General features: G+C 61.2%; 18 protein-coding genes. 14 read left to right on the top strand and 4 right to left on the bottom strand.

The window, feature by feature from the left end:
- Positions 1 to 21 precede the first annotated feature (21 nt).
- The gene (locus P9M14_05525) at positions 22 to 2,421 is read right to left on the bottom strand and encodes a 3-hydroxyacyl-CoA dehydrogenase/enoyl-CoA hydratase family protein (GenBank protein MDP8255189.1); all 2,400 of its coding nucleotides are present in this window, start codon (positions 2,419 to 2,421) and stop codon (positions 22 to 24) included.
- A 389-nt stretch (positions 2,422 to 2,810) separates the two neighbouring features.
- Between P9M14_05525 and P9M14_05520 the strand changes: the two genes are divergently transcribed.
- The 14 genes from P9M14_05520 to P9M14_05455 all read left to right on the top strand — a co-directional run bounded on the left by P9M14_05520 (position 2,811) and on the right by P9M14_05455 (position 17,425).
- Entirely contained in the window at positions 2,811 to 3,074 is a 264-nt protein-coding gene (locus P9M14_05520; GenBank protein ID MDP8255188.1) for an SEC-C metal-binding domain-containing protein, read from the top strand.
- Complete coding sequence (locus P9M14_05515; protein ID MDP8255187.1) at positions 3,074 to 3,721, top strand: hypothetical protein; 648 nt, start codon at positions 3,074 to 3,076, stop codon at positions 3,719 to 3,721. The genes P9M14_05520 and P9M14_05515 overlap by 1 nt, the downstream gene beginning before the upstream one ends.
- A 10-nt stretch (positions 3,722 to 3,731) precedes the next feature.
- Positions 3,732 to 5,051, top strand: a complete 1,320-nt coding sequence (locus tag P9M14_05510) for a nicotinate phosphoribosyltransferase (protein MDP8255186.1) — start codon at positions 3,732 to 3,734, stop codon at positions 5,049 to 5,051.
- A gap of 2 nt (positions 5,052 to 5,053) precedes the next feature.
- Entirely contained in the window at positions 5,054 to 5,647 is a 594-nt protein-coding gene (locus tag P9M14_05505) for an isochorismatase family cysteine hydrolase (protein MDP8255185.1), read from the top strand.
- Positions 5,648 to 5,775: 128 nt separating this feature from the next.
- Complete coding sequence (locus P9M14_05500) at positions 5,776 to 6,234, top strand: hypothetical protein (protein ID MDP8255184.1); 459 nt, start codon at positions 5,776 to 5,778, stop codon at positions 6,232 to 6,234.
- The gene (locus P9M14_05495) at positions 6,231 to 6,674 is read left to right on the top strand and encodes a hypothetical protein (protein MDP8255183.1); all 444 of its coding nucleotides are present in this window, start codon (positions 6,231 to 6,233) and stop codon (positions 6,672 to 6,674) included. The genes P9M14_05500 and P9M14_05495 overlap by 4 nt, the downstream gene beginning before the upstream one ends.
- Complete coding sequence (locus tag P9M14_05490; protein ID MDP8255182.1) at positions 6,595 to 8,490, top strand: glutamate mutase L; 1,896 nt, start codon at positions 6,595 to 6,597, stop codon at positions 8,488 to 8,490. Before P9M14_05495 ends, P9M14_05490 begins: the two co-directional genes overlap by 80 nt.
- 11 nt (positions 8,491 to 8,501) lie before the next feature.
- The gene (locus P9M14_05485) at positions 8,502 to 9,632 is read left to right on the top strand and encodes a hypothetical protein (GenBank protein ID MDP8255181.1); all 1,131 of its coding nucleotides are present in this window, start codon (positions 8,502 to 8,504) and stop codon (positions 9,630 to 9,632) included.
- 166 nt (positions 9,633 to 9,798) lie between these two features.
- The gene (locus P9M14_05480; GenBank protein MDP8255180.1) at positions 9,799 to 12,630 is read left to right on the top strand and encodes a fibronectin type III domain-containing protein; all 2,832 of its coding nucleotides are present in this window, start codon (positions 9,799 to 9,801) and stop codon (positions 12,628 to 12,630) included.
- A gap of 11 nt (positions 12,631 to 12,641) precedes the next feature.
- Positions 12,642 to 13,328, top strand: coding sequence for a hypothetical protein (locus P9M14_05475; GenBank protein MDP8255179.1), 687 nt, complete (start codon positions 12,642 to 12,644; stop codon positions 13,326 to 13,328).
- A gap of 13 nt (positions 13,329 to 13,341) precedes the next feature.
- Positions 13,342 to 14,220, top strand: a complete 879-nt coding sequence (locus P9M14_05470; protein MDP8255178.1) for a hypothetical protein — start codon at positions 13,342 to 13,344, stop codon at positions 14,218 to 14,220.
- Complete coding sequence (locus P9M14_05465) at positions 14,213 to 14,995, top strand: hypothetical protein (protein ID MDP8255177.1); 783 nt, start codon at positions 14,213 to 14,215, stop codon at positions 14,993 to 14,995. The genes P9M14_05470 and P9M14_05465 overlap by 8 nt, the downstream gene beginning before the upstream one ends.
- A 16-nt stretch (positions 14,996 to 15,011) precedes the next feature.
- Complete coding sequence (locus P9M14_05460; protein ID MDP8255176.1) at positions 15,012 to 17,084, top strand: oligopeptide transporter, OPT family; 2,073 nt, start codon at positions 15,012 to 15,014, stop codon at positions 17,082 to 17,084.
- 5 nt (positions 17,085 to 17,089) lie between these two features.
- On the top strand, positions 17,090 to 17,425 hold the full coding sequence (locus tag P9M14_05455) for a PqqD family protein (protein ID MDP8255175.1): 336 nt from the start codon (positions 17,090 to 17,092) through the stop codon (positions 17,423 to 17,425).
- A 4-nt stretch (positions 17,426 to 17,429) separates the two neighbouring features.
- Here P9M14_05455 and P9M14_05450 read toward each other — a convergent pair whose 3' ends face one another.
- From P9M14_05450 to P9M14_05440, 3 genes are read right to left on the bottom strand one after another with little or no spacing between them, the layout of a single operon-like run.
- Positions 17,430 to 18,257: a phosphoribosylformylglycinamidine synthase subunit PurQ gene (locus P9M14_05450; GenBank protein ID MDP8255174.1), complete on the bottom strand. Its 828-nt coding sequence runs from the start codon at positions 18,255 to 18,257 to the stop codon at positions 17,430 to 17,432.
- Entirely contained in the window at positions 18,257 to 21,235 is a 2,979-nt protein-coding gene (locus tag P9M14_05445; GenBank protein ID MDP8255173.1) for an AIR synthase-related protein, read from the bottom strand. The genes P9M14_05450 and P9M14_05445 overlap by 1 nt, the downstream gene beginning before the upstream one ends.
- A 55-nt stretch (positions 21,236 to 21,290) precedes the next feature.
- The gene (locus P9M14_05440; protein ID MDP8255172.1) at positions 21,291 to 22,364 is read right to left on the bottom strand and encodes a hypothetical protein; all 1,074 of its coding nucleotides are present in this window, start codon (positions 22,362 to 22,364) and stop codon (positions 21,291 to 21,293) included.
- Between the last annotated feature and the right edge of the window lie 118 nt (positions 22,365 to 22,482).

Below are 22,482 nucleotides of genomic sequence, written 5' to 3'. Positions count from 1 at the left end.
TATTCCTCCGTTCAAAACCGTTTAGTTACGCAGGGGCTTGCCGGTGGTGACCATCGTAATGATGCGGTCCTTGGTGCGCTGCTCACCGAGCAGGCTCAGGAAAGCCTCGCGCTCCAAGTCGAGCAGGTACTGCTCGCTGACCTGGGTCCCTTCGGCCATGGCTCCGCCGCCGACCACATGAGCGACCTTGGCGGCCACGACACGGTCGTAGTCCGTCGCCCATCCAGAGCGATACATACCGTCGACTGCCACCATGTAGGCTGCTGTGGCGCCCTCGCCGGCCACCTTAACGTCGGTGCGCGGCTTGCCCGGGTTGAAGCCGGACTTGGCCATGCCCAGAACCAGGTTCTTGGCATCGTAGATCTGGTAGTCGCGGTTGATCGTGATCTGGTCGGTCTCGCGCAGTATGCCCATATCCATTGCGTCTTTGGCGCCCAACGCCACCTTGGCCGTTGCGATCGCCTCAAAGGCCTTCATCGAGAAGGGCAGCATCGGCGGCTCGGCGCCTCCGCGGATTCCTTCGCTCAGTCGCAGCACGAACTCTTTGGTGCCGCCGCCGGCCGGGATCACGCCTACGCCGACCTCGACCAGTCCGATGTAGGTCTCGGCCGCGGCCTGAACTTTCTGGCCGTGCAAGGTGATCTCGCAGCCGCCGCCCAAGGCCATACCGGCCGGAGCGGTGACGATCGGTTTGTCAAAGTACTTCATCCGCATGTTCGCGTCCTGCAGCGCCTTGACCAGCTTCTCGATGTCGTCCCACATCTCGTTGTTGGCGGCCGCGAGGATCATCACGATGTTGGCGCCAACGCTGAAGTTGGCAGCCTGGTTGGCCACGACCATGCCGGTGAACTTGTCGGCGACGATGTCCATCGAGGTGTTCATCATCTCGATGATCTCGTTGTCGATGGCGTTCATCTTGGTGTGGAACTCGAGCATCGCCACGCCGTCGCCGATGTCCCAGAGGGTGGCGCCGTCGTTGCCCGCGACCTTCTTGTCGGCCTCGAACTTGGCGATGGTGAAGATGCGATCGTCGCTCTGGATCGGGACGTACTTGCCGTTGACCAGATCGTACTGGTAGCGGACTCCGCCCTCTTCCTTGTAGAAAGACTCGTTGCCGGCCGCCAGCATCTGCTTGACGTTCTCGGGAACGGCCATGCCGTCGGCTTCCATCTTCTCGACGCTCTTGCGCACGCCGATCAGGTCCCAGCTCTCGAACGGGCCGACCTTGAAGTTGAAGCCCCACATCATGCCGCGGTCGACTTCGAGGATCGTGTCGGAGATCTCAGGGATCAGGCCGGCGGTGTAGTTCAGGCTGTCGGCGGTCAGTTTCCAGGCGAACTCGGCGGCGCGATCGTCGCCGTAGCACATGGCCTGGAGCTTGTCACCCAGGTTCTTAGCCGAACGGGCGTTGCCCGTGGACTCCCATTTGAACTTCTCGGCCTTGACGTACTCCATGGTCTTCCAGTCGACGACCATCTTTCCCTCGGGGCCCCGCTTGTAGAATCCGCCGCGGGTCTTGTTGCCCAGCCACTTGCGCTCGACCATCTCGTCGAAGAATTTGGGCGGCTTGAACACGTCGCGTACCGGATCTTCGGTGCAGCTGTTGTAGACGGTCATCGCCACGTGGTGCAGCGTGTCCAGTCCTACCAGGTCGGCCGTGGCGTAGGCCGCGGTCTTGGGGCGTCCCATCGGCTGGCCGGCGATTGCGTCGACCTCGTCGATGCGGTAGTCCATCTCCTGCATCAGCTTCATGCCGTTCATGATGCCGTGAACGCCGATGCGGTTGGCGATGAAGTTCGGTGTGTCCTTGGCCCAGATCACGCCCTTGCCCAGCACGGTTGTGCAGAACTCGGCCATGAAGTCCAGAACTTCCTTCGAGGTCTTGCTGTGCGGGATGATCTCGAGCAGCTTCATGTGGCGAACCGGGTTGAAGAAGTGCGTTCCCAGCCAGTTTTCCTTCAAATCGTCGTCCAGCTCCTCGACCATGCCTTCGATGCTCAGGCCGGAGGTGTTGGACGTGCAGATCGTTCCCGGCGTGCGGTACTTGGCCATCTCGCCCAGAATCTTCTTCTTGATGTCCATCCGCTCAACCACGACCTCGATGATCCAGTCGCAATCGGCGATCTTGGGCATATCATCGTCGAAGTTGCCGATGGTGATGCGCTTGGCGTCCTTGGGCGAGTAGAACACCGGCGTGGGCTTCTTGACTTTCAAGGCGGCCTTGAGGGAATCGTTGCCCATCTTGTTGCGTATCTTGGGATCACTGTCCTTCTTGGCTTTTTCCGCGTCCGACAGCATGTTGTCGAACGGGACGATGTCGAGCATCAGTACATCGATGCCGCATCCCACCAAGTGGGCCGCAATGGCGCTCCCCATAACACCGGAGCCCAATACGGCAGCCTTCTTGATCTGCTTTTTCATAACGCGCTACCTCCGATACTGGAAGATAATTGAGACTGCTCGACTCGGGAAAATCTCGCTTACAGCCGTTGATTGACTTGGTTGGAGGCTGAAGTCGGGTCGGCTTCACGCCCCCACTGAATGAGTGCTCATTCAATAACATGACAAGAGCTTGAATGTCAATTCTAGACCGGATCATTTATCGGGATTCGTCACAACGGCCTTGTGCGCAGCTTCCGGCTCCGGATTCCGCGGCTCTGCGCGGCGAACGTCGCGGCCGTTTCCCGCTGGAATCAAATGACTAACTTGTTGCAACCGGCTATTCATCATCGGCTTTTTATTATAATCTCTTGGCCCTCAACGGCGCCGCCCGAGACAGATCAACGGGCGGCCGGGAGGATGAATCAATCATGGTACGTAGAACGCGGATCAAGCCCAGCCTGAGCATGAGAAAAAGCGTGGTCACCGGGCCGCGCAAGACTATCGATATTGGCCGCAACGACCCCTGCCCCTGCGGATCTGACAGGAAATACAAGGATTGCTGCGTGTCCAAGGGTGATACCTTCCTGCGGAAATTGGCGGAAAAGCAGGCCAAAGTGCAGGCCAAGGAGGATAAACGCCAGGCCAAGCTGCTCAAGAAGCAGGCCAAGGAGCGTGACAAGCGGGGTAAATGATGCCCGAACGCAGCGCCGGACTGGTGGAACGCTCGATTCCCTGGCTCACGCCGCTGTTGGTGTTGGCCTGGACGACCCGCGTGGCCGTGGGCGTGAACTACGATCAGGCGCTGATCTACCCGGTGGTCTTCGCCGGAATTGCTGCCTGCGTGGTCGGACTTTGGCGCACGCGGCGGCCGGTGTTCAAGCCCGCGATGCTGACGCTGTGTCTGGCGGCGACGTTCGTGGTCGGACTGGCCGCCATCGTCCAGGGCGGACACACCAGGCGTATCCAGAGCGTGGCGACCGAGCTGATGCTCGACCAGCTCGCCAGCGGCTACACGGCCGTGCATGCCCGGTACGAAGCGATCGATTCTTGCACGCAGTTTCCCTGCGTGGCTGAAACGGTCTTTGGTTACGGCCTCTGGAACGGCTTGGTAGTATACCTTGAGAACGACCGCAGCTTTACATTCTATCGAGAGATCCCGTTGCGCGACCCCTGGGGTTGCCGGTTGAAGCTCGAATGTGAGGGCGATCGGTTCGTTTTGCGTTCCTCGGGTCCTGACCGCCGGCTGGGCAATGCCGACGACATTACAGCCAGCGGAACCCTGGAACAGCCGAGCACATCCGCGTTTGCTCCACAGCGATCCAGTGCAACTGATGGATGAGCGGACAGCAATGTCGGGGCACGGCGCGTTGCTGACCGATCTCTACGAGCTGACCATGGCCGCCTCCTACCATCAGTCGGGCTTTTGCGATCAGGCCTGCTTCGAGCTGTTCGTGCGCAAGCTGCCGCCCAAACGCAACTACCTGTTGGTCGCCGGGCTGGAGCAGGCCCTGGATTTTCTGGAGAACCTGCATTTCACCGGCGACCAGATCGACTACCTACGATCGCACCCGGTGTTCGCCGATGTAGCGCCCTCATTTTTCGAGATGCTCGCGGAGCTGCGTTTCAGCGGCTCGGTCAGCGCGATTCCCGAGGGCGGAGTGGCGTTCGCGGGCGAGCCGCTGCTGCAGGTGCGCGCACCGTTGATCGAGGCGCAGATAGTCGAGACCTACCTGCTGAGTCAGATCACTTTCCAGACGATGATCGCCACCAAGGCCAGCCGCATTTGCTCGGCGGCGCGCGGTCGCGCGGTGGTCGACTTTGGCAGCCGTCGCGCCCACGGGCCCGAGGCCGCGGTACTCGCGGCGCGCGCCTGCTTCATCGGTGGGTGCGCGGGCACCAGCAACGTCGAGGCCGGACAGCGTTTCGACGTGCCGATTTTCGGCACAGTGGCCCACAGCCAGATCATGGCCTACGGCGACGAGCAACGCGCCTTTGCCGCTTATCTGCGCGACTTCCCGCACAACGCGACTCTGTTGATCGATACCTACGACACCCTGGCCGGAGCGCGGATCGCCGCCTCGTTCGGTCCGCAGGTGACCGGCGTGCGCATTGACTCGGGCGACCTGGTGCGTTCCTCCAACGAGGTGCGCGCGATCCTCGACCAAGCCGGAATGCAAGCGACCAAGATCGTGGCCAGCTCCGATCTGGACGAGTACCGCATCGACAAGCTGCTCAGCTCGGGCGCGTCGATCAACCTGTTCGGCGTGGGCACCCAGATGGTCACCAGCGCGGACGCGCCCAATCTTTCCGGCGTGTACAAGCTGGTGCAGATCCAGCGCGACGGCCAAACTCAACCGGCGTACAAGAACAGCACTGATAAGGCCACCCTGCCCTGGGCCAAGCAGGTCTGGCGGGCGACAGACCAACAGGGCCTCCCGCTGTACGATCTGCTGACAAGGCGCGGCGATCCGGGTCCCGCAACAGCGAGCCCCCAACTCGTCGATGTGATGGAGAGCGGACGGCGGATCGAGGGCCGACCGTCGCTTGAGAGCATTAAGCAACGCGCCGCAGAACAGCTGGGCAAACTTCCGGAATCGGCCAGGCACCTTGACGCGCGTTTGGAGTACGACGTGCGCGTTGATCCCGGGCTGAAGATCGTGGAGGAATGACGATGATCGATCTTGGCGAAATTATGTTGGTGGATGTGGATACCCAAAACGACTTCATGCTGCCCAACGGAGCGCTTTACGTGCCCGGAGCCGACGCGCTGATTCCGACCATCGAGCGGCTGGTGCGCTTCGCCGTTGAAAACAGCGTGCCGATCGTGGCCAGCGTCGACGCCCACGCCCCGGACGATCCGGAGTTCGAGCAGTTCCCGCCGCATTGCGTCAGAGGGACGCCGGGTGCGGAAAAGATCCCGCAGTCCGTGATCGAGCCCCATCAGCGGATCAGTTGCGAGCCCGGGAACTATCTTTACCAACCCGGGGTCGAGCCGGTGATCGAAAGCCCGGTGTTCAGTCTGTTTGCCAATCCGCAGGCCGAGACGATCCTGCGTTCGGTCGGCCGCGGCCATGCCGTGGTCTTCGGAGTCGCCACGGACTACTGCGTTAAAGCCGCCTGCCTGGGCCTGATCGAGTGTGGCTACGAGGTCACGCTGCTGACCGATGCAGTGGCCCCGGTTACGGCCGCGGGCGGAGAACATGCCCTCAGAGAGCTCGCAGAGGCAGGGGTTAAAACCTGTGAATCAAGCGTCCTGCTTGGCTAAGATGCTTTCACTCAGCGTAGCGCGGCGAGCTCGTCAAGGATGTTTATCGCCTACTGACGCCATGTTGACCGTGATCCAAGCTTCGATTATCCTTTGGCCGGCCTTGGCCGGAAGTGCGGAGGGCTGAAGTGGGTGACGAGTCCGTCGACTATCGCTGGACAGTGTTGCCAATCGCTTCTCAGCCGGGCAAGGCAGTGCTCTTTGTACTGTGTCTGCTCGCGGTGTTTTGGACCGTCTGGGCCCTGGGAAATTCAGTCTATTGGGGGATTTTCGGGGCGCTGGTGGTGGCGATCGGCGTCAGGGAATTCTTTATGCCGGTGGTCTTTACGCTCGACGAGCACGGGGTGCGCAGCAGGCTGCTGTTCTTCGAGCGCAGCGTCGCCTGGAGTTCGATCAAGCGGATCTACCCCGAACGCCGTGGGGTGTTCCTCAGCCCGTTCGCCAGGCGTTCGCGCCTGGAGAATTTTCGCGGGTTCTTTCTGCGATGGGCTGCACATACGCCCCGCGAGGAGGTGCTGCGATTCATCCGCCAAAGGATCGAGACGACCGGCCAAGCTCCGACGAGCGAGACGCGGGAGACGGAGTGAAGGCCCCGGACGCGCAACCGAGCCGCCGAAAACGGCTGCGTAGTGGACTGTCCCACGCCTTTGCCGTAGAAAAGCCCGAGGATCTCGAGCTGACCGACGAGCAGTCCAAGCTGTTGGACAGGTTGGCCGAGAAGATCGTCGAGTGGGGCCTGACCGCGCCGGGCGCGATATTCATCGAAATGCTTCGGCCGCTGAACTACCTGGGCAGCCAACTCCTGGCGTTCTTCGAGCCGATGATTCGCGGGGTGTTCGACTGGCGCGAGTACACGATCTTTTACCAGACGTTGGAGAAGCGCGGCAGCGTCGAGCTGCTGCTGGACCGAATAGACCATTTCGAGGCGCTCCGGCAGGAGCGTCGGGATGAGCAGAAGGCGGCCCACGCCGAGCAGCGTCGATCCAGGCGTTCGCGGCGCGGCGGCAAACGAGGTGACCATGAGTGATCTGAAGCCCGATGACATCAAGGTCATCCTGGCCACGGACTGCGGCAGCACGACCACCAAGGCGATCATGATCCAAAAGGTGGGCGACGAGTACCGCCAGACATATCGCGGCGAGTCCCCGACCACGGTCGAGGCCCCCTTCGAGGACGTGACCATGGGCGTGCTCAACTCGGTGAGCGAGGTTGGGGAGCTGGCCGGTCGTCAACTGATCGACGAAAACGACAGGATTATCCAGCCCGCTCAGGGCGACCGCGGGTGCGACATCTACATCAGCACCAGCTCGGCGGGCGGCGGACTGCAGATGATGGTCACCGGCGTGGTGCGCAAGATCACCGCCGAGAGTGCGGAGCGCGCCGCGTTGGGCGCGGGCGCGATCGTGATGGACGTGCTGGCGCACAACGACAAGCGCCTGCCCCACCAGCAGATCGAGCGCATCCGCCAACTGCGGCCGGACATGATTTTGCTCTCCGGCGGCGCCGACGGCGGCACGATCAAGCACGTGGTCGATCTGGCCGAGATCGTGGCGGCCGCCGACCCCAAGCCGCGCCTGGGATCGGCCTACAAGCTGCCGGTGATCTACGCCGGGAACAAGGACGCCCGGGACAAGATCGAGGAGGTCCTGGCCGAGAAGACCGACCTGTCGATGGTCGACAACATCCGCCCGTCGATGGAAGTCGAGAACCTGCTGCCGGCGCGCGAGAAGATCCACGATCTGTTCATGGAGCACGTGATGGCCCAGGCGCCGGGCTACCGCAAGCTGATGGAATGGACCGACGCGCCGATCATGCCCACCCCCGGCGCTGTGGGCAACATCCTCAAGCGCGTGGCCGAGATCCAGGACATCGAGGTCGTGGGCGTTGACATCGGCGGCGCGACCACCGACGTGTTTTCGGTGTTCACCGGGATCTTCAACCGCACGGTATCGGCCAACCTGGGCATGAGCTACTCGATCAGCAACGTCTTTGCCGAGGCCGGGATGGCCAACGTGATGCGCTGGGTCCCGTTCTCGATGGACGAGGAGGACCTGCGCAACCGCGTGAAGAACAAGATGATCCGGCCGACCACCATCCCGCAGAGCATGGAGGAGCTGATCTTTGAGCAGGCGATCGCCAAAGAGGCGCTGCGCCTGGCGTTCGTGCAGCATAAAAGCTTCGCCACCAAGCTCAAGGGAGTGCAGCAGCAGCGCACCATCGGCGACACTTTCCAGCAGTCCAACGCCGGTGGAACCCTGGTCAACATGCTGACGCTGGACCTGCTGGTGGGCTCCGGCGGCGTACTCAGCCACGCCCCGCGCTTTAACCAGACCGCGATGATGATGATCGACGCGTTCCAGCCCGAGGGCGTGACCCAGCTGGCCAAGGACTCGATCTTCATGATGCCGCACCTGGGCGTGATGGCCGAAGTGCATCCCAAGGCCGCCACCGAGGTCTTTACCAAAGATTGCCTAGTCTACCTGGGCACGTGCATTGCGCCCGCCGGCATCACCAAGCCGGGTAAGCAGATCATGACCTACAAGCTGGTCGGCGATCAGGGGGTGATCGACGAGGGCGTGCTCAAATTTGGCGATGTCAAGCTGATCGAACTGGGTCTGGACACCAAGGCCCGGCTGCACGCCAATCCCGCCCGCGGTTTCAACCTGGGCGAGGGTTCGGGCGTGGCCATCGAACGCGATGTGCAAGGCGGCACGATGGGCGTACTGCTCGACGGCCGCGGACGTCCGCTGGCGTTGCCCGAGGACGTTGATACCCGTCTGGCCAAGATCACCCAATGGATGATCGAGTGGCAGGTCTACCCCGACGGCGCACTGGACAAGTAAGGAGTTAATCCATGGCTCACGCATATACCCCGGGTCTCAAGGTCACCGAGCAGACGCTGGTGCGCAAGCGCCGCATCCTGCCGCTCAAAGGCGAGGTGCTGGTCAAGCTCGACGATCAGGTCGTTCCCGAACAAGCTGTGGCGCGCACCAATCTTCCCGGAGACGTGTCGCTGGTCAACGTGGCCCAGCAGTGCAACGTCGAGCCCAAGGAAGTTCCGAGCATCATGCTCAAGAAGATCGGCGACAAGGTCTCTGCCGATGAGATCATCGCCCGTTCCAAATCCTTCTTCGGCATGTTCAAGAGCGAGTCCAAGGCCACAATGGAAGGCACGATCGAGAACATCTCCGACATCACCGGTCAGGTGCTGCTGCGCGGCTACCCCAAGCCGGTGGAGGTGTTGGCCTACATCATCGGCCGGGTCTGTGAGGTCGTACCCGACGAGGGTTGCGTGGTCGAATGCCGGGCCTCGTTCATCCAGGGCATCTTCGGCATCGGCGGCGAGACCCACGGATTGATCGAGATGGTCTGCCAAACGCCCGAGCAGAAGCTTACCGCCGACCTGATCAAGCCCGAGCACAAGGGCAAGATCCTGATCGGCGGCGAGCTGGTGACCGCCGAGGCCCTGCGCAAGGCGATCGAAGTCGGCGCCGCGGGCGTTGTCTCCGGAGGATTCCACGACAAGGACTTGGTCGCTTTCCTGGGTTACGACCTGGGCGTGGCGATCACCGGACACGAGGACCTCGGAATTACGCTGATCGTCACCGAGGGCTTCGGCGAGATCACTATGGCGGGCAAGACCTTCGAGCTGTTCAAGTCCAAGGCCGGACGGTTGGCGAGCATCAACGGCGCCACCCAGATTCGCGCCGGCGTGATCCGTCCCGAGGTGGTGATCCCCATAGCGGAGAGCGACGTAGTCAACGACGACCAAGTGCACCACGAGGCGACGATGGGCCTGGAGGTCGGATCCCCGGTGCGCGTGATCCGGCAGCCGTACTTCGGCCGTCTGGGCGAGGTGGCTGGATTGCCCTCGGAGCCGACCGTACTGGAGTCGGGCTCAAAGGCGCGGATCCTCAAGGTTCGCTTCCCCGACGGGGCGGAGGTGGTAGTGCCCAGGGCCAACGTCGAGCTGATCGAAAGCTGATCCGCGGACACGCCCAATCCGGATACTTTCTAACGATTCCCATTCCGAATGCGTCTTGAGCCGAAGGATTGACTAAGGCTGATTTGTAACGTATTCTGCGCCAGATTCAGACTTACCGAACCAACACATTCGTAGTCGATAAATAACGAAAAGTCGGGGGAGGCCAATGGACGTTCAACTGCGCAAGATGTCCTTTGCCCTTGTCCTGCTGTGCGCGGCGCTGGCTCTTATTGCCTATCCGGCGCTGGCCCAGGACAACTTGCCTGCTCCTACAGGGCTCAAAGCCGAGATCGGCCAGGACGGCCGCAGTATCTTGATCTCGTGGGAGCCCTTGGGAGATGAGCTGGGAGCAAAGGGGTACAACATCTTTCACGGCCCTGACGCCGACCGGATGGTCCAGGTAGCCAAGGGGTACGACCGGACCGAGTTCAGCGATTCGGGTGTGGGGCCGAACATTCCCTACTTCTATAAAGTTGAAGCAATAGGTCCCAACGGCCCGGGCGAGGCCGCAGTGATCGGTCCGATCATGATCTCGGCCCAGATCCCGGTACCGGCGCCTCCCAGGGCGCTGGCCGCCTTTGACTCGGTCAACGATTCGGGACACTCGATCCACTTGGTCTGGCAGGCCTCGAGCGACGACAACGCCGGCAGCTATGCGGTCAACGGCTACGAAATCTACCGTTCCGCGAGCCCCGAGTTCGATCAGGAAGTCTGGATCGGAACCCTCGCATCGGGTCAGACCGCCAAGCTGCTGGGCTTCAACGTCGGAGCCTACGAGGACGCGGCCAAGGCCGGCGAACCGGCGACTCCAGACTCCATGCGCTACCTGTTGATCAACGCCTCGGTCAAGCAAATTGTTGAAGAAGACCCGAAGTACGTATCCAACTCCGTACCTTACTATTACCGAGTGGTGGCCAAGGTTCAGGGCGAGTCCGAGCCCACCGCGTGCTCCGGCGCGGTGATCGTAGCTCCGCCCAAGCCCGGCGACTGGGTCAAGGCCGCGCCGGGGATCAACGGCGGGATCGACCTGACTTGGGAAAAATCGCCTGACGACGGGCTCTACCGCCAGATAGTCGAATCGTATCAGGTTTATCGCGCCGCCGATTCAGCGGGGCTTGAGGATTCGGCGAACCTGCTCGCCGACGTGGACGCCGTGGGCAACAAGGACTCAAGGCCGCGCAAGCAGACCTGGACCGACCGTACTGCCCAACCCGGCGTTGCCTATTTCTATCGCGTGGTGACCACGACCACCGGCGCGACGAGCGTCGACAATCCGGTCACTGCTCAGGCAGTGGCCGCGCAGCAGCCCTACGTGGCCCCGCCCGAGCCCGCTATGCCGGACAAAGAGCTTGATGATCAGCAGCAGGCGACCGAATCCGGTGAAGAGTCTGTCGTCGTCGATGTTGATGCAGGGGACGCAGCAGCGACGGCCGAGGCTGCGGCGGATCAACCCTCAGCCGTGGAGCCGCAAGTTGTCGAGCCCGCGATCAGCGCCGCCCCGCCCCAAGATGTGCTGGCCCGCGACGTGCGCGGCGATTTCGGCTCGCGGATTCTGATCTCGTTCAGGGCCTCGCCGGACGAAACGCTCGATGAGGGTCAGCCCGACGAGTCGTTCATCGGCTACGAGGTTCTGCGCTCCGAGGATCCCTCTCTACCGTTTGAGGGGGTGGCGCTTCAGCCCGCACTGGGGCGTGATCACTATTTCCTGATCGACGACAAAGATGTGCTCGACGGCGTGCCTTACTATTATCTGGTTATCGTCAAGAAGGTCGAAGGCGATTCGGAGAGCGTCCTGGCCAATAACGGCTCGCCGGCCATGGCCTACACCGACAAACTGCCGCCCGCGCCGCCGAGCAACGTGCAAGCCGTGCCGATCGTTACCGACGCGAGCCGGATGCGCGGTCGGATCAAGATCACCTGGGATCTCAGCCCTGACGATCCGGTCGGCTCAGCGGGCCGCGCCGGCGTCACGGGCTACGACATCTATCGCGCCACCAAAGAGAACATCGACTCCGGCGAATTCCAGCTGCACGACCACGTGCCCACTGGAACCACCGAGTACCTGGATCTCTACGTGAGCAACCGCACTTCGTTTGCTTACCGCGTGGTGGCGGTCTCCGCCGTAACCAGCGATCCGGTGATTACCGCCGAGGCGGTTGAGTCCCACCCGCAGTGGTTCGACATGGCCAAGCTGCCCTACTTCGTGGTGATGCTGATAATCAGTTTTGCGATTATCTTCTTTATCGAGCACGCCAAGAAGGGCCGCAAGATGTTCATCCGCAAGATCGCCGGGCTCGAGGCGGTGGACGACGCCATCGGCCGCGCGACCGAGATGGGTAAGAACATCATGTTCGTCCCGGGGATCATGGACATCAACGACGTGCAAACCCTGGCGTCGCTGACGATCCTCTCGCGCATCGCCAAGACGATCGCCGAGCACGACACGCAGCTCAACGTCCCGACCTCCAAGTCGCTGGTGATGACCACGGCGCGCGAGGTGGTCAAGGAGGCGTTTCTCGAGGCCGGGCGTCCCGACGCCTACAACGTGGACAACATCACCTACCTCACCGACGACCAGTTCGGCTACGTGGCCGGCGTCACCGGAATGATGGTCCGCGACAAGCCGGCCACCTGCTTTTTCCTCGGCTCGTTCTATGCCGAGTCGCTGATCCTGGCCGAGACCGGCAACCTGATCGGCGCGATCCAGATCGCGGGAACGGCCCAGCCGGCGCAGCTGCCGTTCTTTATCGCCGCATGCGATTACACCTTGATCGGCGAGGAGCTGTTCGCAGCCTCGGCCTACCTCTCGGGCGAGCCCCGACAGCTGGGAAGCCTCAAGGGGCAGGACATCGGCAAGGGAATCGCTATGTTCGCCATCGTGTTCGGAGGCATCCTGGAGACGATCTCGCAATTCATCCTTTCCGCGAACCCGGAATCGACCAGCGCGATCGTCAGATTCTCCCATTGGTTCCGCGAACTGTTCGCCCTTCCGAACTGAGGAGGTAGGCCATGCTGCGACGCACCATACCGATTATTATCTGCTTCGCCGCGGGCTGGGCCCTGATCCTCTCGGCTTACATCCCGCATCACGCCTTCGCCAACCTCGGCGAGGAGTTCTCGGTCTTCTTCGACATCATTGCCGTGTTTGCCTTCGTACTGGGCGCGGGCAACCTGATCAAGATTATGGGCAACCGCATCTACAAGCGCAGCAAGGGCTGGGGCTATGCGGTTGTGGCCCTGGCCGGATTTTTCTTCACCCTGCTCATCGGCTTGTTCAAGCTGGGCAACCCCGGCGGGATCACGGCCGAAATCACGGCCGCGGGCAGCCTGTTCGACACGGTCTATCTGTTCATTTTCGCGCCGCTGAGCTCGACGATGTTCGCGCTGCTCGCGTTCTACGTGGCCTCCGCGAGCTACCGCGCCTTCCGCGCCAAGAACCGCGACGCCACGATCTTGCTGGTCTCGGCGTTCATCATCCTCATCGGCCGCACGTTCATCGGCAGTTACATCACCTCCTGGCTGCCTGCGAACCTGGAGTTCCTCTCGATACCCTCCCTGGCCAATTGGGTGATGCGCGTGCCCAACCTCGCCGGACAGCGGGCGATCATGATCGGCATTGCACTGGGCATCATCTCCACCTCGCTGCGTCTGATCCTCGGCGTGGAACGCAGCTATCTCGGTTCCGACGTCGAATAGGGGGGAGGAGAAAATGAACAAAGTACTAGACATATTAATGAACATCGACCGGCGGGTGATCTTCCTGTGCATCGCTCTGTCGGTGATCATTCCGTTGTTGATCCCGGTCTATTTTCCCGAGAAGCCGACCAAGATCGTCCAGGCGGTGTTCGACGCCATCGACGAGCTGCCCGACGGCAGCCGCGTGCTGGTCAGCTTCGACTACGACCCGCCCTCCGAGCCCGAGCTGCAGCCGATGGCCGACGCGCTGATGCGCCACCTGTGCCAGAAGAACCATCGGATCTACATCATGGCGCTGTGGCCGATGGGCCAGTCGATGTCCGTGAGCACCATCGAATCTGTAATTAAGAAAGATTTTCCCAACTACAAATCGGGCCGCGATTACGTCAACCTGGGCTTTAAATCCGGGGCCCAGGGCGTGATCAACGTGGTTCTGACCAACTTCCGCGGGCTGTACTTCACCGACGTCGAGGGGCGTAGCCTCAACGACCTCGAGATCATGAAGGGCGTGCAGAACCTGCAGCAGATGGATCTGATCATCAACATCTCCGCGGGCACGCCGGGCCTCAAAGAGTGGATCCAGTTCGCCGGCGACAAGGCCAACATTCCGATCGTCGGCGGATCGACCGCGGTCCAGGCTCCCCTGCTCTACCCGTACTACCCGCGCCAGCTGGTCGGCCTGATGGGCGGACTCAAGGGAGCGGCCGAGTTCGAGGCGGCGCTGGGCGACGCCTACCCGCGGTTCTCCGACAACAGCTACAAGCGTGCGATTCGTAACATGAGCCCTCAGGCCATCGCTCACCTGGTGATTGTCGCCTTCATTCTGCTGGGAAACATCACCTACTTCGTCGAGCGCCGCAGACAGGCCAGGGGAGGTAGTGACAATGGATGAAAAGACGACTCGGAAGACTGAATGGATCGTTGCCGGCGTGCTGGTGCTGATGGTCGTCCTCTACACCGCATTCGGTCCCGCACTGGCTCCCTGGTCGAGCTACGATGCCTTCTGGGTCTGGATCGGCGCCTTTCTCACGATCTGTATCCTGAGCTTTTTGTACCGCGACAACCCGCTGTACCGCTTTGCCGAGCACCTGTTCATCGGGGTCAGCGCCGGCTATTACATGGCTCTGGGCGTGTGGCAGGTGATGATCCCCAACCTGTTCGGCAAGCTCACGCCGGTCTGGACCTCGAGCCTGATCCCCGGCGTGATGGAGAACGACCCGAACTATTGGTACGTCATTCCGCTGCTGCTGGGCATGCTGCTGCTGATGCAGCTGGTGCCCAAGATCGGCTGGCTCAGCCGCTGGGCGCTGAGCTTCGTGGTCGGCGCCACGGCCGGCTTCTACCTGATCAGCTACTTCAACTCCGATTTCATGGGCCAGATCTACAGCACGATCTTGCCGGTGGTCGGGATGGTCGAGGGCAAGTTTTCCGTCGGCGAGACGTTCTCGAACATCGTGATCATCCTCGGAGTGCTCTGCGGCTTGGTCTACTTCTTCTTCAGCAAAGAGCACAAGGGAGCGTTCGGAGTGGCCAGCAAGGCCGGAATCATGGTGCTGATGGTCACCTTCGGCGCGAGCTTCGGCTATACCGTGATGGGCCGTATTTCGCTGCTGATTGGTCGGATGGAGTTCCTATTCGGAGATTGGCTGCACATGGTCGTGCGCTGATACGCGAGGTGTCCCGATGAGCCAAGCCGACTTCGTGCCCTACATTCCCGCCGAGAGGACCGTTCCCGAGGTTACGATCAAGGCCCTGTTGCTGGGCATCGGACTCGGGCTGATTATGACCGCGGCCAACACCTACCTGGGATTGTACGCGGGCATGACCGTCTCGGCCTCGATTCCCGCGGCCGTGATCTCGATGGGCATTCTGCGTGGAGCGTTCAGCAAGGCCACGATTCTCGAGAACAACATCGTCCAGACCATCGCCTCGGCAGGCGAGAGTCTGGCCGCGGGCATTATCTTCACCATCCCGGCGATGGTGATCACCGGCGTTTGGACCGAGTTCAAGTTCTGGCCTACGACCCTGATCGCGATCTTCGGCGGACTGCTGGGCGTGCTGTTCATGATCCCGCTGCGTCGGGCGCTGATCGTCGAGGAGGCCGAGCTGATCTTCCCCGAGGGCGTGGCCTGCGCCGAGGTGCTCGAGGCGGGCGATCGCGGCGGCGTATCGGTGAGCTACATCTTCCAGGCGATGGCCGTGGGCGCGATCTTCAAATTCCTGGTCTCGGGCTGGAACATGGTGGCCGGCACCCTCGAGGGAGCCTGGGTCTGGATGATCGGCAAGCTGCAGGTCTCGCTGTACATGGGCACCGACGTCTCGGTGGCCCTGCTCAGCGTGGGCTACATTGTCGGCTTCAATATCTCGTTGTTGGTATTCATCGGTGGCGCCCTGGGTTGGCTGGCCGCGATTCCGATCTTCATTGCCCGCTACGCCCTGGCCTTCGATCCTTCAACGGCCGGAACGGCGCAGGCGGCGTTGGCCATGGCCCAGGCAATGCTCACTCAAAGCTCAATGGGTGTGGCCGAGATGACCCACGCGACCAAAGAGCTATCGCTGAGCTCAATGTTGATCTCCGCGTCCTCGGGCGGGGAATACTCGTCCCTGGACATGATGTGGACCATCTGGGATACGCGCATCCGCTTCCTGGGCGTGGGCGCGATGGTGGTCGGCGGCATCTGGTCGATCATCAAAGTGCGCAAGGGAATCGTGCGCGGCATCGGCGGGGCGATGGCCGGCTACAGCAAGGCCACCCACGCCGACGGCAGCAGCGCGGTGTCGCGCACTGAGCGCGATCTTTCGCTGCCCACGATCCTCGGTTTCCTACTGGCGACGATTATTCCCATATTCGTGCTCTATATCGTGCTCACGAAAAGCTTCGGCATCGGTGTGATCTCCGGTCTGCTGATGGTGGTCACAGCCTTCTTCTTCGTGGCTGTGGCCAGCTATATTGTCGGATTGGTCGGATCGAGTAACAGCCCGGTGTCGGGCATGACGATCTGTACGGTGCTGCTCTCCTCGGCCGTGCTTTGGAAGATGGGGATGACCGGCACAGCCGGGATCATCGCCTCGCTGGGCATTGCCGGCGTTGTGTGCTGCGCGGCCTGCACCTCGGGCGACATCTGCCAAGATCTGAAAACCGGTTATCTGGTCGGCGCGACCCCCTGGAAGCAGCAGGCAGTGCAGCTCGTGGCGGTCATCACTCCGGCGGCGATCATCCCCCCGATCCTGACCCTGCTGCACACTTACCCGGGCATCGGCATTGAGGTGATCGAGGGGGTGCAGCCGCTCAAGGCGCCCCAGGCCACGCTGTTCGCCTCGCTGGTCAGCTCGATCTTCACCGAGACTCCCCTGCCCTGGGGCATGCTGATTTCAGGCTCGATCATCGGCGTGGTGATCATCGCCATCGACGAGATCCTCCGCTCGTCGGGCAAGGTCTTCCGCATGCACATCATGCCCGTTGCCGTGGGGATCTATCTGCCGTTGAGCCTGTCGGTGCCGATCCTCTTCGGCGGACTGATCGCGCTGGTCCTCACCAGACGCGCCAAGGGCAAGGGGGACGACCCGAAACACAGCATCCACCGTGGAACGCTGTTCGCCTCGGGGTTGATCGCCGGTGAGGCGATTATGGGCATCCTGTTGGCGTCGATGGTGTTCTTCAAGCTCGACCCCAAGGGATTGATGCCGATCATCATGCTCGGCGTGGTCGTCTGGATGCTGGTCAAGGTAGCCTTGTCCAGGACCGAGGAGGGCTGACCCGCGTGGCGCTGGCGCCACGCAACTTCCTCACACTGGTTCCGCTGCAGCGGCCGGCCGATATTACGGGCGATCCGGGCTGCGTCGTAATCCATGCACCGCGTTTCCGCTCCAAAATCGGGCAATTCTTCGGCAGGCTGCTGCGCCGCTCGGAGCAGCTGAGCCTGAAACTCGACGAACGTAGCGCTTACTGCTGGAAGTTGATCGACGGAGAGCGCAACGTGCAACAGATCTGCGACCAGATGCAGCAACGTTTCGGCGACGAGGTCGAGCCGGTGGTCCAGCGCATTATGCAGTTGTTGCAGATTTTCGAGCGCAACCGGCTGGTCAGCTACCGCTGAGACTTCAGTCGAGCAGGTTGTCCCTGATGTAGTCCACGGCGTTGATGAACAGCGCCAGTCCGTCGCCTTGTTCGGGCAGGGTCTCGCGGGTCCAGCGCGGGTGGTTGGTGCGATGCAGGAACGCCTCGGGGTGCGGCATCATGCCGAAGACCCGGCCGCTGGGGTCGCACAGTCCGGCCACGCCGTCTTGAGAGCCGTTGGGGTTGGCCGGATATTCCTCGGTCGGCAATCCGCCCACGCAAGCGGCATAGCGCAGCGCAACGTGCCCGTGTTTGAGGCGCTCGCCCATGGCGCTGTCGGGAACCACTACCTGCCCCTCGCCGTGACGCACGGGCAGTTCGATGCTGGTCAGCCCGCGGGTAAACACGCACGGCGATTGGGGGTCGATCGTCAGCCGCACCCAACGGTTCTCGAAGCGTCCGGACTTGTTGAAGGTCAGCGTGGCCTGCTGCTCGAAATATTTTCCGTCGATCGCCGGGACCAGCCCGAGCTTGATCAACAGTTGGAAGCCGTTGCAGATGCCGAGAATCAGCTTGCCCTGCTCAACGAAGCGCTCGAGCTGGCCGCGCAGGGTTTCGTCGCTGTTGCGCACTTTGGCGTGGGCGTAGATGTTGGCCGCGGCCTTGGCCGATCCCAGGTCGTCGCCATCGAGGAAGCCGCCTGGAATGTTGAGGAAATGGTAGTCCTCGAGCTTGCGCTCGCCGTCGAGCAGCTCGTAGATCGACACGGTGTCGACCACCTCCGCGCCCGCCATGCGGCAGGCATGGGCCATTTCCATTTCGCAGTTGGTGCCGTTGCCGGCCATCACCATCGCGCGAACTTGTTTGTCCATCAGAAGTCCAGCGTGCTTTTCCAGGTTGCGCGCAGCTCGTCGATGTTCTCATTGATCAGTGAGAGCTGTTTACGCTTGATTGTCAGGGTACGATCGTCGGTCACCGTTCCCACCTTGGCCAACGACGCGCCCTCCATCGCCTGCTCGAAATCAGCGGCCAGATCCGGGCTGACCGTCACCACGAAGCGTCCCGACGATTCGCTGAACAGCAGCACGTCCGAGCGCAGAGCGCCCTGGGCCGGCACGCGCTCGAGGTCGATCTCGATTCCCAGGTCGCCGGCAAAGGAGCTCTCGGCCAGGCTCACGCCCAGTCCGCCGTCCGATGCGTCGTGGCAGCTTTGCACCAACCCGCTCTGGATCGCGGCGGCCAGGGCCTCGTAAATGTCCAGGTTGTGCTCGACGTTCACGCTTGGCGCCTGCGCGCCGATCGTGCCGAACATGGCGCAATACTCGGAGCCGCCCAGCTCGTGCCGCGTGGTCCCCAGCACGTAGACCAAATCGCCCGCAGCTTTGGCGTCCATGGTCACGCAGTTGCGCACGTCGTCCACGCGGCCGATGATCGAGAATAACAGGGTCGGCGGAATGCTGATCTTGTGTTCGCCGATTTGAAAGTCGTTCTTCATCGAGTCCTTGCCACTGATCAGCGGGATGCCGTAGGCCAAGCACATCGCGTAGAGCGCCTTGTTGGCGCGCACCAGTTGGGCGAGCTTGTGGTGTCCGTCGGGCGTGGACTGGCTTTGCACCGGATCGCACCAGCAGAAGTTGTCCAGGCCCGCCAGATAATTCGGGTCGCCGCCCACGGCCACGGCGTTGCGCACCGCCTCGTCCACCGCGTTGGCAGCCATGGCGTAGGCGTCGATGTCCGAGAACTTGGGGCAGATGCCGTTGCTGACCACCACCCCGCTCCAGCGGTCGAGCAATGGCCTGACCACTGCGGCGTCGGAGGGGCCGTCGTTCAACGCGCCGACCAGCGGCTTGATCACCGAGCCGCCCTGCACCTCGTGGTCGTACTGCCGGATCACGTACTCGCGGGAGCAGACGTTGAGTCGCGCCAGCAGTTTGTGCAGGATCGAGCCGTAGTCCTGCGGCTCGTCGGGCTCGCTCTCGTCGCGCTGCGGCGGCTGCCAGACCGCCTTAAGCCGCATCTGCGGCAGTCCCTCGTGCAGGAAGTCCATCTCGAGCAGCAGCACCGTACGCTCCTGGAAACGGCAGCAGGCCATGCCCGAGTCGTTGAACTCGCCGAGCACCGTGGACTCGACGTTCATCTTTTCCGAGAGCGCCAGCAGGCTTTCGAGCTTATCGTGCGGTACCGCAAGGGTCATGCGCTCCTGGGATTCGGAAATTAAAATTTCCCAAGGGTCGAGCCCGGCGTACTTGAGCGGAGCCTTGTCCAGCTCGAGGGTGAATCCGCCGCAGTCGCGGGCCATCTCGCCCACCGACGAGGAGAGTCCGCCCGCGCCGTCGTCGGTGATCGAATTGTAGAGCCCCATGTCGCGCGCCACGAGCAGGAAGTCGGTCATCCGCTTCTGGGTGATCGGATCGCCGATCTGAACTGCCGTGGCCGGGCTTCCGGCGTGCAGCGCCTCGGAACTGAAGGTCGCGCCGTGAATCCCGTCCTTGCCGATACGGCCGCCGCACATCACGATCAAGTCGCCGGCCAGCACTTGCTTTTCGTGTGCCGGTTTGCCGTTGATCTCGACCGGCATAATCCCGCCGGTGCCGCAGAACACCAGCGGCTTGCCCGCGAAGCGGTCGTCGAACACCAGTCCGCCGTCAACGGTCGGAATTCCGGACTTGTTGCCGCCGTGCTCGACCCCCTCGCGTACGCCTTCGAGGATCCGCTTGGGATGCAGCAGCCGCGGCGGCAGCGGTTTGTCCCAGAACGGCGAGGCAAAGCAGAAGGTGTCGACGTTGAAGCACAGCTTGGAGCCCATGCCCGTGCCGAACGGATCGCGGTTGACGCCGACGATTCCGGTCAGCGCTCCGCCGTAGGGGTCGAGAGCCGAGGGGCTGTTGTGCGTTTCGACCTTCATCACCAGGTTGGTGTCGGGCTCCCAGCGGATCACGCCGGCGTTATCCTTGAACACCGAGAGGCAGTAGTCCCGTTCGCCCAGCGTCTCGCGCACGTCGCGGGTAGCGCCTTTGATGTAGGTGTTGAACAGCGAATTTATTACCTCGCCTTCGCCGCTGCCGTCGTCGTAGTCGATCAGTGCGTTGAAGATCTTGTGCTTGCAGTGCTCGGACCAGGTCTGGGCCAGGCATTCCAGCTCCACGTCGGTGGGCCGATCCGGCGGCAGGCCCGCGTCGCTGCGACGCTTGCGCACATCCGGCCGATGATAATACGAGGCAAGGGTCTGCATCTCCTCGAGACTCAGCGCCAGCACGCCCTCGCTGCTGATGCGCAACAGCTCTGCTTCGGGAACGTCGAGGTCGATCCGGCGGACCTCGGGATGGTGCATCGACGTCACCTTGGGAACCACCAGCGGGACGCCGCCGGCAACGTCGAACTGTTCGGCGCTGATCACGGTGAAGCGTTGGATCAGCCCGTTGCCCAGCACGTCGCGGGCGATGGCCTCGGCCTGGCCGGGCTCGAGCTTGCCCTTAACCAGATACTGGATCGAGCTGTAGACCGACTCACCGGGCTCGAAGCGCAGTCCCAGCCGGACCTCGAGCGCCTCGCGGGCGGTGCGTCCGATGTTGTCGGTGACGCCGGGCAGGTAGCCGACCTCGATCAGCCAATCGAAGTCGCGCGCCAGCGGATTATCGACCGCGTAGGTCTGGATGATCGGATCGCACAGCGGTCCTGAGGCGCAGGCCTCGAGCTGTTCGGCGCTGAGTTGCTTGTCGACGGTGTAGACCTGGATCGTGCGCACGTCATCGATGCTCAGGCCCAGATCTTCGTTGATCCGCCGTCCGATCTTGCGGCCGACCGCGTCGTCCATCTGTTCAAGGAGTGCGACTTCGATCCTGTGGGCCATGGGTGCTCCGAGGCAATAATTACAATGGTTGAACGATGGGCAGTTTACTCAAACCTCAGGCGAGCGGCAAGCCCAACGAGCAATTGTTCAACTGTAAATATGGATGAATCCAGGGCAGATGGATAATTTGCAGCAGGTTGTAGCCAAGCCAGACAACGAGGATAAACAGCAGCCAATATTTGGATTTAAGCACTAAGAATAAGTACTTGCATTTTTGGATTGTATAACAGGCCAGGCCCAATACAACAATCGAAATGTCCGCTGTCATATATGGGATATAGCGCTTGGCGGCAAAAACCTGTAGAAAGTTGAAAAATATGAGCAACAATAATGAGACTGTCAGCCACGTCCCCTTGAAAAGAGCGGGCTTGGGTCTTAGCATCACCGCTGCCAGGGCAAGCAACAACCAGATGCCGTAAAACCTCAGCAATATTTTTCCGTACATGAATATTCCTGAAAGCATACGTGATATCATCTCGAAAACCGGCAAGTAAATATATTCCTGGTATAACCAAACCCCCTGTCCATATGCGGCAGCCTCGTGGTTGTAGTAAGGGAGACCAGTAGATTTCAGGTAAAGAATCCATAATGCGAGAGGAATGAACTGTACAACAACACTGATGAAGACAGTAAAGAACTTTCTATTAAACAAGCCCAGCCCAAGCAAGGCGATGTACGTGCTGTAATTCTGTTTCCCCAGCATCAGCACGCCGACTATCAATGAATAAAGGGCTACGCGTGATAGTCTGGGATCTTTGTATAACTTCATAAACAAAAATATGATGACAACCGGGGAAAGGATTTCTAAAAGAGCCGTATGGTACGTGGTTATATAACTGATTGTAAATCTATGGAATAAAAGTATCAGGACAGCAAGCGTTGCAGGAGTGTCTTCGATGAATTCACGAAGCACGAGATATCCGAGATATGCGAAAACATTAACCGTGATCAGATTTAATATGATAAAGCCGATTGCGGCAAAAATCAGCTTCTCATGTTGGCAAAAAGGTCTCAGGGACAGCCCAATAAATCTTTGTATTCCATGTACTATACCATTGAATAAAGGCCGGTTTGTTCTTGTCGGAATTCGGTCATATGCCGGGAAATAATACGCGGTTTCCAGTTCCATTCTCGAGTCGTAGTTGTATTGCCAGATGACCGGTATTCGTTTATGGAAAACGCAGATCGGAGAAAATGAAGGTTGCGGATTCAGCCACGCGATATTGGCAGAGATGAAAAGAATTAAA

The organism is Candidatus Alcyoniella australis (assembly GCA_030765605.1).
GTDB lineage: Bacteria > Lernaellota > Lernaellaia > JAVCCG01 > Alcyoniellaceae > Alcyoniella > Alcyoniella australis.
This window is presented reverse-complemented; position numbering and strand designations above follow the sequence as displayed.